12 protein-coding genes are annotated in these 15,056 nt (G+C 64.5%); 5 read left to right on the top strand and 7 right to left on the bottom strand.

Annotation, left to right across the window (positions count from 1 at the left end; genetic code table 11):
- Positions 1-18: 18 nt before the first annotated feature.
- From F9K20_RS04200 to F9K20_RS04185, 4 genes are read left to right on the top strand one after another with little or no spacing between them, the layout of a single operon-like run.
- Positions 19-921 carry a metal ABC transporter substrate-binding protein gene (locus F9K20_RS04200; protein ID WP_290997638.1) on the top strand — a complete coding sequence of 301 codons (903 nt, stop codon included), beginning with the start codon at positions 19-21 and terminating at the stop codon, positions 919-921.
- A complete protein-coding gene (locus F9K20_RS04195) occupies positions 918-1,835 on the top strand; it encodes a manganese/iron ABC transporter ATP-binding protein (RefSeq protein ID WP_290997636.1) in 918 nt (305 codons plus the stop codon). Before F9K20_RS04200 ends, F9K20_RS04195 begins: the two co-directional genes overlap by 4 nt.
- On the top strand, positions 1,832-2,695 hold the full coding sequence (locus F9K20_RS04190) for a metal ABC transporter permease (protein ID WP_290997635.1): 864 nt from the start codon (positions 1,832-1,834) through the stop codon (positions 2,693-2,695). Before F9K20_RS04195 ends, F9K20_RS04190 begins: the two co-directional genes overlap by 4 nt.
- Positions 2,692-3,549 carry a metal ABC transporter permease gene (locus F9K20_RS04185; protein WP_290997634.1) on the top strand — a complete coding sequence of 286 codons (858 nt, stop codon included), beginning with the start codon at positions 2,692-2,694 and terminating at the stop codon, positions 3,547-3,549. Before F9K20_RS04190 ends, F9K20_RS04185 begins: the two co-directional genes overlap by 4 nt.
- Here the strand turns inward: F9K20_RS04185 and F9K20_RS04180 are convergent.
- The 3 genes from F9K20_RS04180 to F9K20_RS04170 all read right to left on the bottom strand — a co-directional run bounded on the left by F9K20_RS04180 (position 3,534) and on the right by F9K20_RS04170 (position 9,030).
- Positions 3,534-6,620 carry a multidrug efflux RND transporter permease subunit gene (locus F9K20_RS04180; RefSeq protein ID WP_290997632.1) on the bottom strand — a complete coding sequence of 1,029 codons (3,087 nt, stop codon included), beginning with the start codon at positions 6,618-6,620 and terminating at the stop codon, positions 3,534-3,536. The genes F9K20_RS04185 and F9K20_RS04180 overlap by 16 nt on opposite strands.
- Positions 6,621-6,632: 12 nt before the next feature.
- Positions 6,633-7,772 carry an efflux RND transporter periplasmic adaptor subunit gene (locus F9K20_RS04175; RefSeq protein ID WP_290997631.1) on the bottom strand — a complete coding sequence of 380 codons (1,140 nt, stop codon included), beginning with the start codon at positions 7,770-7,772 and terminating at the stop codon, positions 6,633-6,635.
- A 196-nt stretch (positions 7,773-7,968) separates the two neighbouring features.
- Positions 7,969-9,030, bottom strand: a complete 1,062-nt coding sequence (locus F9K20_RS04170) for an ROK family protein (RefSeq protein WP_290997838.1) — start codon at positions 9,028-9,030, stop codon at positions 7,969-7,971.
- Between the two features lie 158 nt (positions 9,031-9,188).
- On the opposite strand from F9K20_RS04170, the gene F9K20_RS04165 reads away from it, so the two are divergent.
- On the top strand, positions 9,189-9,611 hold the full coding sequence (locus tag F9K20_RS04165; protein ID WP_290997630.1) for a low affinity iron permease family protein: 423 nt from the start codon (positions 9,189-9,191) through the stop codon (positions 9,609-9,611).
- A 21-nt stretch (positions 9,612-9,632) separates the two neighbouring features.
- On the opposite strand, the gene otsB is transcribed toward F9K20_RS04165, so the two are convergent.
- From otsB to F9K20_RS04145, 4 genes are all read right to left on the bottom strand, one after another.
- The gene (gene otsB / locus F9K20_RS04160; RefSeq protein WP_290997628.1) at positions 9,633-10,439 is read right to left on the bottom strand and encodes a trehalose-phosphatase; all 807 of its coding nucleotides are present in this window, start codon (positions 10,437-10,439) and stop codon (positions 9,633-9,635) included.
- Positions 10,440-10,477: 38 nt separating this feature from the next.
- Positions 10,478-11,569, bottom strand: a complete 1,092-nt coding sequence (locus F9K20_RS04155; RefSeq protein WP_290997627.1) for a carbohydrate kinase family protein — start codon at positions 11,567-11,569, stop codon at positions 10,478-10,480.
- Positions 11,570-11,619: 50 nt separating this feature from the next.
- On the bottom strand, positions 11,620-13,077 hold the full coding sequence (locus F9K20_RS04150; RefSeq protein ID WP_290997626.1) for a trehalose-6-phosphate synthase: 1,458 nt from the start codon (positions 13,075-13,077) through the stop codon (positions 11,620-11,622).
- A gap of 90 nt (positions 13,078-13,167) precedes the next feature.
- A complete protein-coding gene (locus F9K20_RS04145) occupies positions 13,168-14,982 on the bottom strand; it encodes a glycoside hydrolase family 15 protein (RefSeq protein WP_290997624.1) in 1,815 nt (604 codons plus the stop codon).
- Between the last annotated feature and the right edge of the window lie 74 nt (positions 14,983-15,056).

The following is a 15,056-nucleotide window of genomic DNA, read 5'->3' as shown; positions in this document are numbered from 1 at the left end:
TGGGGGCTCGCATTGGGCATGACGCGAAGAATCTTTGTGCAGGCGGCAGCATTGTTCTGCCTCGTGGCGTTACCTCAGCTTGCGGCTGCGGCCGACGGTGGCAAACCGTTTCGTGTAGTCACGACCTTCACCGTGATCCGCGATATCGCCCAGAACGTTGCCGGTGAGGCGGCCGTCGTCGAGTCGATCACCAAGCCGGGGGCGGAGATCCACGACTATCAGCCGACCCCACTCGACATCGTGAAAGCGCAGTCGGCGGACCTCGTCATCTGGAACGGTCTCAACCTCGAACGCTGGTTCGAGAAGTTCTTCCAGAACGTATCTGACGTGCCGAGCGTCGTCGCCAGCGAGGGCGTCGAGCCCATGGGCATCCGCGAGGGCGCCTACACCGGCAAGCCCAATCCGCATGCCTGGATGTCGTCGGCCAACGCGCTGATCTACGTGGAAAACATTCGCAAGGCCTTGGTGCAGCACGACCCGGCCAATGCCGAGATCTATAATCGAAATGCAGCCGCATACGCGGCGCGCATCAAGGCCATCGATGCGCCTCTGCGCCAGCGCCTCGCGTCGATTGCCGACGGGCAGCGCTGGCTGGTGACCAGCGAAGGCGCCTTCAGTTATCTCGCACGCGATTATGGTCTGCGCGAGCTCTACCTGTGGCCGATCAACGCCGACCAGCAAGGCACGCCGCAGCAGGTGCGCCGCGTCATCGATGAGGTTCGCAAGGCCAAGGTGCCCGTCGTGTTCAGCGAGAGTACCGTCTCCGACAAGCCTGCGCGCCAGGTCGCTAAGGAGACGGGCGCGCGCTATGGTGGGGTTCTCTACGTCGACTCGCTCAGCGAGAAGGACGGTCCGGTGCCGACTTATCTTGATCTTCTGGAGACGACTGTCGGCACGATTGCCGAAGGCTTTGGCGCATGAATCTTGTCCCTACGGACGTGACCACGGGCGCGGCGGCTGATGTCGAGGCCTCGCTGTCCGTGCGCAACGTCACGGTGACCTACCCGAGCGGCGTGACGGCACTGAAGGATGCATCCTTCGAACTCGGTGCAGGTACGATTTGCGGCCTCGTCGGCGTCAATGGCAGCGGCAAGTCGACGCTGTTCAAGGCGATAATGGGTTTCGTGCAGCCGAGCGTCGGCGAGGTGCGCATCGCCGGCCTGACGGTATCGGAGGCTCTGAAGCGCGGCTACGTCGCCTACGTGCCGCAGAGCGAGGATGTCGACTGGGACTTTCCCATTCTGGTCGAAGACGTCGTGATGATGGGCCGATACGGCCACATGAACTTTCTGCGCATTCCTTCGGCAATCGACAAGCGCAAGGTCGACGAGGCGCTGGAGCGGGTGGGCATGAGCCGCTACCGGCATCACCAGATCGGCGAATTGTCAGGCGGCCAGAAGAAGCGCGTCTTCCTTGCGCGCGCCCTGGCGCAGGAGGGGCGTGTCATTCTCCTCGATGAGCCGTTCACGGGCGTCGACGTGCATACCGAGACGGCGATCGTCGATCTGCTGCGCCAGTTGCGCGCCAGCGGCCACCTAATGCTCGTCTCGACCCACAATCTGGGCAGCGTGCCCGACTTTTGCGACCACGTCGTGCTGCTCAATCGGGTGGTGCTGGCGGCGGGACCGACGGCGCGCACCTTTACGCAAAAGAACCTCGAGCGTGCCTTCGGCGGTGTGCTGCGTCGCTTCCGGCTCGAGGGCGGCGCCCTGCACGATGACGACGATCGCCGCCGCGTGACCGTGCTCACCGACGATGAGCGCCCCGTCGTGTTCTACGGGGAACGCCGCGCGGACGATGAGCCGCTGCACCGTAAAGGCGACGGGGAGAAGTGATGAGCGAGCTCCTCGTGCCCTTTTCCTACGACTACATGCTGAAAGCGATGTTCGTCAGCGCGCTGGTAGGTGGGGTGTGCGCCTTCCTCTCCTGTTATCTGATGCTCAAAGGCTGGTCGCTGATGGGCGACGCGCTGGGCCATTCGGTGGTGCCAGGCGTAGCCGGCGCGTACCTGCTTCACCTTCCCTATGCCGCCGGGGCCTTCATTGCCGGCCTTCTCGCCTCCCTCGGCATGGCGCTCGTCAAGCAGCGGACGCGGCTACGCGAGGACGCGATCATCGGGTTGGTGTTCACGGCCTTCTTCGCGGCGGGCCTGCTGATCGCCTCCATTTATCCGACCGCGGTAGACATCCAGACGATTGTGCTCGGCAACATCCTCGGCATTTCGGACGAGGACGTGGTGCAGGTCGTGATCATCTCGGCTGTGTCGCTGGCGCTGCTGCTCGTCAAGTGGCGCGACCTTATGGTCGTCTTCTTCGACGAGCGCCACGCGCGCACGGTAGGTATCAATGCCGCCGGGCTGAAGATCCTGTTCTTCACGCTGCTCGCCGCATGCACGGTTGCAGCCCTGCAGACGGTGGGCGCCTGCCTCGTCATCGCCATGGTGGTGACGCCGGGCGCCACCGCCTATCTGCTCACCGACCGCTTCGGCCGCCTGCTGGCATTGAGCGTCGGCATAGGCGCCGGGACGAGCCTCGTTGGCGCCTACATCAGCTATTTCCTCGACGGCGCGACGGGCGGCGTGATCGTGACACTGCAAACGCTGCTATTCCTGGCCGCCTTCTATCTGGCGCCCAAGCACGGTGTCATCGCCGCCGGCCGGCGCCGGTCGGCGGCATCCGAGGGGGCAATTCCGTGACCGAGCTATGGGACTTCTTCGCGGTGCCCTTGAGCTACGGCTTCATGCAACGCGCCTTGCTGGCCGCGGTTCTCATCGGTGCCGTGTGCTCGGTTTTGTCCTGCTATCTGGTGCTCAAGGGCTGGTCGCTGATGGGCGACGCGATCTCGCACGCCGTGCTGCCGGGCGTCGTGCTCGCCTTCGTGCTCGGTCTGCCGCTGGCCGTTGGCGCCTTCGCCGCCGGGCTCACCTGCGCCTTGCTGACCGGCTATTTGACGGAAAACAGCCGCGTGAAGGAGGACACGGTGATGGGCATCGTGTTCTCGGGCATGTTCGCATTCGGCCTCGTCCTGTTCACCAAGGTGGAGACGGACCAGCACCTCAACCACATCCTGTTCGGCAATATGCTCGGCATCACACCGCGCGACCTCGTCGAGGTCGCCATCATCGCCGGCGGCACGCTGCTCATCGTCTTGGCCCGGCGCCGCGACCTGCTTCTCTATTGCTTCGATCCGCAGCATGCGCGCGCCATCGGCCTGCCACTCGAGGTCATCCACTATGGGCTTTTGATACTGCTCGCACTGACGATCATTGCCTCCCTCAAGGCGGTAGGGATCATCCTCGTCGTCGCCATGCTCGTGGCACCGGGCGCCATCGCCTACCTGTTGAGCGACCGCTTCGAGCGCATGCTCGTCATTGCCGCGTCGGTGGCCATCGGTTCGAGCGTCCTCGGCACCCTCGTCAGCTTTCACATCGACGGTGCGACGGGTCCCTGCATCGTGCTGATCCAGGCGTTCGCCTTCGTGCTCGCCTTCCTGTTCGCGCCGCGCCGCGGCGTCTTGGCGCTGCGCCGCGGTAATCACTCGGCCGGCTGATTGAGCCCGCGCGCGGACGATGGCTCGGCGGCGGCATCGCGGCGATGCTCGCGGGCAATGTAGGTGTAGACGGCCGGTGTCACGAACAGCGTGAAGATCGTCCCGACCGTCATGCCGGAGGCGATGACGACGCCGATGGCGAAGCGGCTCGCGGCGCCGGCCCCGCTGGCGAAGATCAGCGGCACCATGGCAATGACCATCGCCGCCGTGGTCATGAGGATCGGCCGCAGGCGGATGGCGGCGGCCTCCTCGATCGCCTGGCGGCGTCCCATGCCCTTATTCGCCTGCAGGTGGTTGGCGTAGTCGACCATCAAGATGCCGTGCTTGGAGATGAGGCCGATCAGCGTCACGAGCCCGATCTGCGTGTAGATGTTGACCGTCGCCAGGCCGAAGGTGAGCGGCAGCAGCGCGCCGAAGATCGAAGTCGGCAGCGCGATCAGGATGATGAGCGGATCGCGGAAGCTCTCGTACTGCGCGGCAAGCACGAGATAGATGACGATGAGCGCGAAGATGAAGGTGACAACCAGGCGGCTGCCTTCCTGCACGTACTGCCGGCTCTCACCCTGAAAGTCGTAGCTGAAGGTCTCCGGGAACACCTCGGTCGACTTGGCTTTGAGGAAGTCGATGACCTCGCCCACCGTGCGGCCGGGGAAGGGCACGCCCTGCAGGGTCGCCGAGTTGAGCTGCTGGAAGCTGGTCAGCGCGTTGGGCTGCACGCTCTCGCGCACGTCGACCACGGTCGACAGCGGCACCATGCTGCCCGACGTCGTTTTGATCTCGTAGCGCTTGATCCAGTCGGGCTGCAGCCGGAAGTCGCGCGGCACCTGCGGGATCACTTGGTAGCTGCGCCCATAGAGGTTGAAGCGGTTGACGTAGTTGCCGCCGAGCAGTGTCGCCAGCGAGGCACCGATGTCCTGCATGGTGATGCCGAGGCTGTTGGCCTTGGCGTGATCGATCTTCACCTCGACCTGCGGCGTGTCGAACTTCAAGTCGCTGTCGGCGAAGATGAACAGACCGCTGCTAAAGGCCTCCTGCTGCACTTTCTGCAACACCTGTGCGAGCTGCTCGTAGTCGGCCGTCGTGGTGATGACGAACTGGATCGGCGGGCCGCCGGTCGAGCCGGGCAGAGACGGAGGTCCGAAGCTGATTATCTGGCCGCCGGCGACGCTGTTCACCTTCGGCTGAATGTCCTGCAGGATCTGCGCCTGCGTGCGGTGCCGCTCCTCCCATGGCGTGAAGAGGATGCCGGAGAACGCCTGATGCACGTCGCCGCCCATGCCGTTGATGGCGAACACATGCTCCTTCTCGGGAACCGTCTTGAACACCTGGTAAAGGTGGTCGGTGACCTGCTCCAGGTAGTCGATGTTCGCCGCCGGCGGCGTCTTGACCATATTGAACAGGATGCCCTGGTCCTCTTCGGGCGCCAGCTCCTGTTGGGCCGTGACATACATGAGGACGGTAGCCCCGATGACGCCGACGAGCACCAGAAGCGTGACGGGGCGATAGTTCAGCGTGCGATTGAGGCGGTGCTGGTAGCGGTGCTTCAGGCGCTCGAAGGCGCGGTCGAGGAACTTGACGAAGCGGCCGGACGAGAGCTGCGAGCTCAACAGCTTCGAGCACATCATAGGTGACAGCGTCAGGGCGATGATGCCGGAGACGATCACGGCGCCGGCGAGCGTGAAGGCAAACTCGCGGAACAGCGCGCCAGTAAGGCCGGAAACGAAGCCGATGGGCGCGTAAACGGCGGCGAGGGTGATGGTCATCGAGATGACCGGCACGGCGATCTCGCGCGCCCCCGCCAGCGCCGCGTCGAAGGAGGACATGCCTTCCTCGATGTGACGGTGGATGTTTTCGACGACGACAATCGCGTCGTCGACGACGAGGCCGATGGCCAGCACCAGGGCAAGCAGCGTCAGGAGGTTGATCGAGTAGCCGAGCGCCAGCAGCGCGAACATCACGCCGATCAGCGACAGCGGAATGGTGACGATCGGAATGAGCGTCGAGCGCAGGCTGCCGAGAAACAGGAAGATGACGACGACGACGATGAGCGCCGCCTCGATCAGCGTCTTCTCCACCTCGGCAATCGAGGCGTCGATGAACTTGGTGGAATCGTAGGCAATGTCGGCGGTCATGCCCGGTGGCAGCTCAGCGACGATGGAGGGAAACGTCTTGCGTACGTCGGCGATGACGGTCAGCGGATTGGCCGTTGGGGTCGAGTAGATGCCGATGAATACGGCCTTCAGGCCGTTGAAGGACGACGTGGAATCGACGCTCTCGGCGCCGAGCGCGATGTCGGCGATGTCGCGCAGCCGCACGAGGGCGTCGCCGCGCGCGGCAACGACGAGGTGACCGAAGGCGTCGGCGCTCGCCAGCGAGGTTTCGGCGTTGATCGTCGTCTCGACGAAGTCGCCCTTTATCTGGCCCGCAGCCGTCGTGAAGTTGTTGGCGGCGAGCGCGGTGCGCACCTGCAGCGGCGTGATGCCGAGCGAGGCCATCTTCTCGGGGTTGAGCCATATGCGCATGGCGAACGTCTGGCCGCCGAGGATCTGTGCATTGGCGACGCCGTCGACTGTCTGCAGCTTCGGCTGCACCACGCGCGTCAGATAGTCGGTGATTTGCGATGACGTGAGGACGTCGCTGTTGAACGACAGGTACATGAGCGCCGTCGACTCGCCGGTCTGCTTGACGACCACGGGGTCCATTGCCTCCGGCGGCAGGACGCTGCGCACCTGGTTGACTTTGGAGAGCACGTCGGTGACCGCCCGGTCGGGGTCGGCATTGAGGCGCAGGTTGAGCGTCACGGTGCTGACGTTCTGGCGCGAGCTCGAGGTTAGCGTGTCGATGCCCTCGGCGCTGGCGACGGCCTGCTGGATGGGAACGGTAATGAAGCCCTTGATCACGTCGGCGTTGGCACCGGGGTAGGTGGTGGTGATGGTGATCGTGGTGTTGGACAGCTCGGGGTACTGGCGTACCTGCAGGTTGAACGCCGCGCTCAAGCCGACGAGCAGAATGAGCAGGCTGACGACGGAGCTCAGCACCGGTCGGCGGATGAAGATGTCGGTGAACGACATGGTCAGAGCCTTTTACTGGTATGGCCGCGCGGCGGGAGCCACCAACGCCTGCGAGTTGTCGACTTTGACTTGGCTGCCGTTGGTCAGCTTGACCTGACCGGTGGTGACGACCTGCTCGCCCTCCTTGAGGCCGGAGGTAATTGCCACCCGATCCTGCCGCACCTGCCCGCTCTTGACGAAGCGGCGCTCGACGACGAACACCGCATCCTCCGGCTTGGCGGGGGCAGGCTTGCCTTCCTGGGGCTTCAAGACATAGACGCTGTCGCCGTAGAGGCTATAGGTGACTGCGGTGCGCGGTACGCTGACGACCTTTGCCGGGGAGCCGGCCAGCACCGACACGTTGGCGAACATTCCCGGCAGCAGTGTGCGCTCCGGATTGGGCAGCGTGCCGCGCACGAGCAGCGTGCGCGTCTCCTGGGCGACGCGGGCATCGAGCGAAGCGACGGCACCGGTGAAGACCTTGCCGGGGAATGCGTCCACGCTCAGCTCGATCTTCTGCCCGACGCGCAGCTTGCCGACATTCTGCTCGGGCATGGGAAAGTCGACCCAGATTGGGTCCAACGCTTGCAGTGACACCATGGCCAGGCCCGGCGATATGTATTGACCCAGCTCGACGTGACGGATGCCGAGGCGGCCGGCAAACGGCGCCAGGATGGCCTTCTGGGCGATTAGGGCCTTGATGCGGTTCAAAGCGGCCTCGGCCGTCTCTCGCTTGGCGCGTGCAGTATCGACGTTGGCTTCCGACGCGACGGACTTGCTCAACAGGTCGGCCTGGCGCTTGAAGGCGACCTCGGCCTCGCGCAGGATGGCCACGGCGCTGGCCAGGTCGGCCTCCTCGACGGCGATGTCGAGCTGCACCAGCTTGCTTCCGGCGGGGACGTCCTGGCCGCTTTCGAAGCCGAGGCCGGTGACGATGCCGGCCACCTGGGAGGCGATCTCGACGCCTTGCGAGGCGATGAGGGTGCCGATGGCCGGCAGCTGCTCGATCCATTCCTCGGATTTTGCCGCTTCGGCGGTGATGGTCGCCGGCGGCGGCACCTGCGCGCTCAGAAACTCCTTGATCATCTTCGGCTTGAAGACGAGCTGGAAGTAGGCCAGTCCACCGACGAGGACAGCAAGGATGATGAAAGCGATGAGGAAGCGCTTGATCATGGTTCCGTCCTACGTAGGGGGCTCGGTGGGGGTGAGCGGGCGCGCAAGCTACGCGGCCCATATGCCGCAAGCCAGGCTTTTTATTGGATCGTGGATGCCCCGTCAGCCAACGCCGTGCCGCCCGCGGTGATTTGCCCAGGCGCAATGTGTGCTGGCGGGTCGGAAGCGTCAACGTCTGGTGTGAGAAGGGGTAGATTCAGTCCGACGTCTTGCGCCGGTTCGTGAAGCGCGCATTGCCGAGGCCGGTGCCGATCGTCAGCGCACCCCAATGGTCGTAGTCCCGCATCTCCGGCAATTCGCTCAAGCCCTGCACGACGGCATCATTGTGAATGACGACCTGCGTCTCGTGCCCCTCGATGAGCGGGATCTTCTCGCGAATGCAGTCGGAAAGATTGAAGCGGCTGCTTTCCCAGTTGCCGGGAAGGTTCTGCGCGCCGGTCTCGATGGAGCCGTCCTCCCGGATGCGGCCGGGACAGCCGATGCCGATGACGGGAGCGAGCTTCAGTCCTTCCTTGTCGGCAAGGGCGATGTGCTCTTCCAGCATCTCGATGAGCCGCTCCACCGCTTCGCTGCGCCTAGTCTTCTCGTCCCCGTGACGCCACAGGTCGGAGGTGAAGACCGCCGCCTTGGACAGGTCCTTGGCCTTCTTGAGCTTGGTTTCGACGATGCCGACGCGGATGTTGGTTCCGCCAATGTCGACAGCGAGTATGCCGTCGAAGCCCTCGAGCATCCATGACGGCGCCAGATGCGCAGTGCCGATGAGGCCGGCCTCGTCCGGATGATGGCGGATGAGCTCCAGCTCAAGCTTGTGGTCGGCGGCTTTGAGGAGCACTTCGGTACGACCTACTGCCAATTCGCCGACGCGACTGCCACGAAAGCCGCCGCCGATGACGATGGCCTCGGTGTCGCGCCAACTCGCTGCCTTGAGGAAGCGTTTGACGACGGAGGCGAGCGTTTGCGCGAACTCCTCGACGGCGCTGTGGATGATGCCGCCCGCTTCCGGATGGCCCTCGGTGAGGAGCTTGTCGAGCTGCTTCTTGGACAGTTGCTCGGATGATTTCTCGCCGAGCGGGTCGGCCCCGAGCTTGCGCAGGGGTTCGCGCCACTTCTCCAGCATGGCGTGGAAGGCGCCGCGACTCGCCTTGTCGCCGACGAAGCCATCGCTGTCCTTGATCTCGAGATTGTAGCTGTCGACCTCGACGCTCGGCAGCCGTGTGGCGCCGTGCGCGTTAAGGACAGGACGCTCATCTGCTGTCATCACGCCCATCGTCTCCGTCGCGACTAGCGCGGTGCCCTGGTTGGACGCGAAGTTTGATCTGGCCTACGCGCCGGCAACTAAACTCGCCGTTGGAGCAAAGGGTTCCGCTTATGCCGGAAGCCGGAACTTCACCCGTTGACGGCGCGTTGAGCGGTGCCATGTCGGGGTTGAGCAATAAGAACGCCTCGTTGTTCACGCGCTTTGCGCGCGGAAGCTCACGGGCGACCGGCAGTCCGCTCGCATTCGTGGCGGCGGTCGCCGTCGTCTTGATCTGGGGCGTGACAGGGCCGTTGTTCGCCTTCTCTGACACCTGGCAACTCGTCATCAACACCGGCACGACGATCGTGACGTTTCTGATGGTGTTCGCCATTCAGGCTTCGCAAAACCGCGATTCGGAGGCCATCCAGGTCAAGCTCGATGAGCTGATCCGCTCGATCGATGGCGCACAGAACCGGCTTCTCGACCTCGAAGAATTAGAGGAGGACGAGATCGAGCGCATCCGCAGCCAGTATCGCCATCTGGCGCGAGAGGCGCGCGACGGCAACGGCTCGAGGAGCGGCCGCCCGCCCGCGCCGAGCTGATCGCGACAGTTGCGCTCGCGATCAACCGTCGAGACGTTCGGCCAGATACCCGAGCCAGGCGATGACGCGCGCCGGGCTCTGCAGCTCGACGTCCTGGTGACCGAATTGCTCGCCGGCGACGCGCAGCCCGGTGCCCCCCAGCCGGCGGGCAGCCAGGAAGGCGGGAACATCGCCTATGTCGTCACCGATCATGATCGGGCGCCGGCCGGAAAAACCGGGCAGCGCCCAAATGGTCTCCAGAGCGGTGCCCTTGGAATGCCCGGCAGGAACGATTTCGAACAGCTTGCGCCCATGACACAGCACGAGAGCGTCTGCGTATTGTGTCAGCAGGCCACGCAGCTCGGTTTCGAGCGCATTCTTGAGGTGCGGCGCCAACCGGTAGTGCACGGCAAGGCCGGGGCCTTTCGGCTCGGCGATAATTCCCGGAAGCTTTTGCGTCCGACGCATCACCTCCTCGACCAGCGAGTTGGGCAGGGTGCTGGCGACGCGGGCAATGGCGCCGCCGCTGACGGTGCGCAGCTCGGCGCCGTGCACACCGGCACCAACGAGCTTGGCGGGGGTAAGCAGCGTGTCGATCTCCGCGAGCTGTCGGCCGGTGAGAACTGCCAATGCCCCGCCCAGCCCCTTGGAGATACGCACCAGCAACTCGACGAGACCCGGGGGTACGCGCACCTCGTTGGGCGTGGGGGCGATGTCGAGCAGCGTGCCATCGCAATCGAGGAATAGCGCGTAGCTTCGCACATCGCCGGCGAGGAGCTCGGAGGGCGACTGCTGCTTGGCATCGACCCCCCTGGCCTCGCCCAGGCTCGCTTGTTCCACCGTCTTCACGCCACTCCCTCGAAGGTATTGTGCGCCGCGGAGTGCCTTCACACTGTCCACCGGCGTAGCCGAATATCGGATCGGGCGGCAAGACGTCCTTGCAGCGCTTCATGCCGCAACAATCCGGATTGCGTGTCTATATGGGAAACGACGCTGGCCGCGTTGAGGGCCGCCGCCTTGAGGGCAACGTCGCTTGGGCGCCCGAGGGCGATGAAGGTGGCGAACGTGGCGGCCATGGCGTCGCCGGCGCCCGCCGTGCTGGCGACCGCGGCCTCGACGGCCGGGCAATAGATGACGCCACCGTCGGCGCACACGAATGCGCCCCCGCGGCCGTCCGTGAGCATGACGTAGCGCGTGCCGAGACCGCGCAGGGCGTAGAGGAAGGCCGGCAGGCTCATTTCATACCCGCCGCCGACGAGACCGCGCGCCAAGAGAGGCGGAGGTTGCTCCCCGGCCTCGAGAGCGAGTGCTGCTCCACCCTCGCCAAACTTGGCGACGAGACCCGGCACCAAGGCGTCAGCTTCGGAGCGATTGATGGCGAGGATGTCGATCTTGGCGAGGCTATCGAGGAAGGGCCCGCCGTGCGCCGAAAGCTGCCGCACGCCGGCATTGACGGCAACGAGGGCGCCGGCCGCCTTGGCCCGGTCGATGATGAGGGGGTAGCAATCCGCTGAGCGGTTCGACAGGCTGGAGACATAGACGAGATCACCGGCGAACGCGTCTTTGACGAGATCGCTTGGCTCAAGCAGCGTGTTGGCGCCACGAAAGGTGAACACGGCGGCGTTGCGATCGTGCGAGGAGATGATGACCGAGGCGCCCGTCGGAGCCGCGGCGTCGCGAATGACCCAGCGGGTGGATACACCCTCGGCGCTCAAGCGAGCGAGAATGAATTCGGCACGCGCATCGCGACCGAGTTTGACCAGCGTCGCGACGTCAAAGCCGAGGCGCGACATTGCCACGGCTGTGTTCACCGCCCCGCCGCCGCAGTGAGTCGAGATGTCGAGCGCCTCGGTCTTGCGGCCCTCCTCGAGCAGCAGGAACGAAGTCTCCGCATTGAGCATCGACATGCGCTCGATGCGATCGCTCTCGATGATGGCGATCGTGTCGACCATGGCGCCGCCGATGGAAATAGCCTTCATCACATCCTCTCAAGGCGGTGAATTCGGCACCGCGTCGGCAGGGGATCCCGTCAATTCGGTTGCATGCGGGGAGAGACACGCGCGAGCTCGATCTCCTGCAACGCCTTGCGCGCCGCGTCGGATGGTGAGGAGGGAATGGCCAGCGGGTTGCGACGGCCCACGCTATCGAGAGCGTGCAAGAACGACCGGCACCATACGTAGGTGTTGTTCCGCCGGACACCCGCAAGCAGCGCCTGGTAGCGCTCTTGACGCTCGGTGAGCCCCATCTCGAGAGCGACTTTGATCGAATTTGCCATTTCCTCCACGTCGTACGGATTGACGATGAGCGCCTCTTTCATTTGCTCGGCAGCACCGGCGAAACGCGACAGGATGAGCACGCCCGGATCGTTGGGATCTTGCGCAGCAACGTACTCCTTGGCAACGAGGTTCATGCCGTCGCGGAGCGGCGTGACAAAGCCGATGCGAGAATTGCGATAGATGTCGACGAGCATCTTACGCGGCGCCGTGCGGTGAATGTACTGGATGGGCACCCAGTCGAGCTCTCCGTAACGGCCGTTGATGCGACCCGAGAGTGTCTCGAGCTCGTGCCGAATGTCGGCGTATGCGGCCATCGTCTCGCGCGTTGGCGGCGCGATCTGCGACAGCGTCACCTTGCGCCGGTAATCGGGATATTTCTCGAGAAACCGATTGAAGGCCCGAAACTTCTGCGGCAGTCCCTTGGTGTAGTCGAGACGATCGACCCCGAGCAGGCGGATGGTCGTCGGCGGCTGCTCGCGGACGCGCTTGGGCCGCGAGCCGATGAAGGAATCGACATCGATGCCGACCGGGAAGCTGGCGATCGCAAGCTCGCGGTCGAAGGCACGAATGCGGCCATCCTGCAGGATGCGGCCGAATACGCCATCCTGCAGATAGTCGATGAGGTTCCCCACATCCACCTTGGTCTGCAGGCCGATGAGGTCGTAGGAGGCAAGGCCGCGGGCAAGCTCGCGATGCTCCGGGATGGCAAGAAACATCTGCGCCGGCGGCACCGGGATGTGGAGGAAAAATCCGATCGGGTTGCTCACTCCGAGCGCACGCAACTCCATGCCCAGCGGAATTAGGTGATAGTCGTGCACCCAGATCGTATCGTCTGCATTCAGCAGCGGACGCAGCGCCTGGGCGAAGCGCTTGTTCACGTCGAGATAGCGCTGGTAGTAGCCGGCCTCGAACTGGGCGATGTCGAGGCGCGCGTGGAACACGGGCCAGAGCACGTTGTTGGAATAGCCGGTGTAGTAGTCGTCGTGCTCGCGGGCGCTGAGCGACAACGTGGCGATGGTCGTGCCATCAGACTCCGTGAGGTCGGGTCTCGTGCGCAGCTCCTCGCTGCGGTCACCGATGCGGCCGTTCCACCCGAGCCAAAGTCCCTTGCGGGCATGCAAGGTGTCTGCAATGGCCACTGCTACCCCGCCGGCCTGCGAGGCCTTGGCGAGATCGGCGACGCGGTTGGAGACCAGGACGATACGGCTCATGCTTCTCCCGTTGGCGGCGAGAGTTGGGGATTCCCTAGCTGACAACCATTTAGCTTCGGTTATGGTTCCAATTGAGCAATTCTGCGGTGCTCAGCCGGCAGCCCACGCATCTTCCCAGCTGCGCGACAGTTTCATGCCCGTATTAATGATACCGGCCATGCAGTACGTCTGCGGGATGTTTCCCCACAGCTCGCCCGATGCCGGGTGAATGTCTTCGCTGAGAATGCCGAAGGAGTTGGCGCGCGAAAGCACGTCGGTGAAGATATCGCGCGCCTTGGCCCGCTCGCCGACGGATGCCAGCGCGTCCGCATACCAGAACCGGCAGACGAGAAACGCCGTTTCCGGGGCGCCGAAGTCGTCGTCCGCCGTGTAGCGCATGATGAAGCCGTTGCGGTTGAGCTCCTTGCCGATGACGTCGACCGTGCGCCGGTAACGTTCATCGCCGGCGCTCAGTAGGCCCAGCTCGGCGACGAGCAGCGCGCTGGCGTCGAGATCATCGTGATCGAGTGCGCCGGCGAGGGCGCCCCATTTGGAGCTCCATGCGCGCTCGAGAATCTCGCTGCGGATCTTGTCGGCCTGTCCCCGCCAGTAGCCGGCACGGTCATCGAGGGCCAACAGGCCCGCGAGGCGCGCCAGCCGGTCGCAAGCGACCCAGCACATGGTGGCTGAATGGGTATGAATGCGCTTGCGGCCGCGGTACTCCCAGGGCCCGGAGTCGGGCTCGAGATAGAGGCGCCGCGCCTGGTGGCCGAGCGGCTCGAGGCGGCGGAACAACGCTACGTCGCCCATGCCCGGCAGACGCTCGTCAATGAACATATGCGAAGCGCCGAGAATTACGCTGCCATAGGCATCGTGCTGCGCCTGCTCGGCAGCTTGGTTGCCGATTCGCACCGGACCCATGCCGCGAAATCCGGCAAGGTCAGATGCGATGCGCTCGTCCAGCGGTTGATTGTGAATGATGCCGTAGACTGGCTGCAGCGGTGGCTCGATATCGACGGCGATGGTAGTGATGTAGTTGAGGTAGCCCTCCATCGTCTGCGTCGCGCCCAGACGATTGAGGGCGCTGATGACGAAATAGGCGTCACGCAGCCAACAGAAGCGGTAGTCCCAATTGCGTTGGGTTCCGGGTGCCTCGGGGATCGACGTCGTATGCGCGGCGATGATGGCGCCCGTTTCCTCGAAGTGGCACAGCTTCAAGGTGATGGCGGCGCGGATGATCGCCGCCTGCCATTCGAGCGGGATGCCGAGGCCGCGCACCCATGCCAGCCAATAGCTGCGCGTGCGCTCGAGAAACTCGCGGGCGACACTGTCGACGGAGGCCTCCAGCGGCTCGTCGGCACCGAGTATCAGCGTCATCGGGTGGGTAAGCGCGAACGGCGTCTCATGCGCGATATAGGAGAGTGGTGCGTCGGTGGTGACGCGCAGCACGTCGGCGCCGCCGCTATAGCGGATATGATTGGATCCGACCGCCATGCCCTCGGCTGGCTGCCCGTAGTTGAAGGTGGGGCGCAAGCGGATGGTAACGCGCGGCAGCCCCCTCAGCGGCTCGATGCGGCGGATGATCTGCGCCGGGTGGAAAGCGCGCTCGTAGCGCAAGAAACGCGGCGCGAAATCGGTGATGCGGACGGCGTTCCCGCTGGCATCCTCGAGCACCGTTTCGACGATGGCCGTGTTACGCACGTACTGCGCGCTGGACGTAGCGTGCCCGTGCAGAACGACGTCGCAAAAGCCTTTCTCCTCGTCGCCGGCGAGGAGACGGGAGAACACCGGATCGGAATCGAGGCGCGGAAAGCACCACCAGACGATGCGCCCGCGCGTGTTGACGAGCGCGGCGATGCGCCCATTGCCGATGGGTGCAAGATCGAGATTGGCGACATCGGCACTGGTTTCGTACTTGCCGGCCATGCGGTCCTCACATGCAATCGCGCACGTTCGGCGTTTAGGGCGTCGGCGCACCGCTGTCCAGGGATCGCAGGATA

The sequence above is a fragment of the Hyphomicrobium sp. genome (genome assembly GCF_009026145.1).
Classification (GTDB): Bacteria; Pseudomonadota; Alphaproteobacteria; order Rhizobiales; family Hyphomicrobiaceae; genus Hyphomicrobium_A.
Note: the sequence above shows the minus strand (reverse complement) of the source record. Positions and strands in the feature narration are given on the sequence as shown.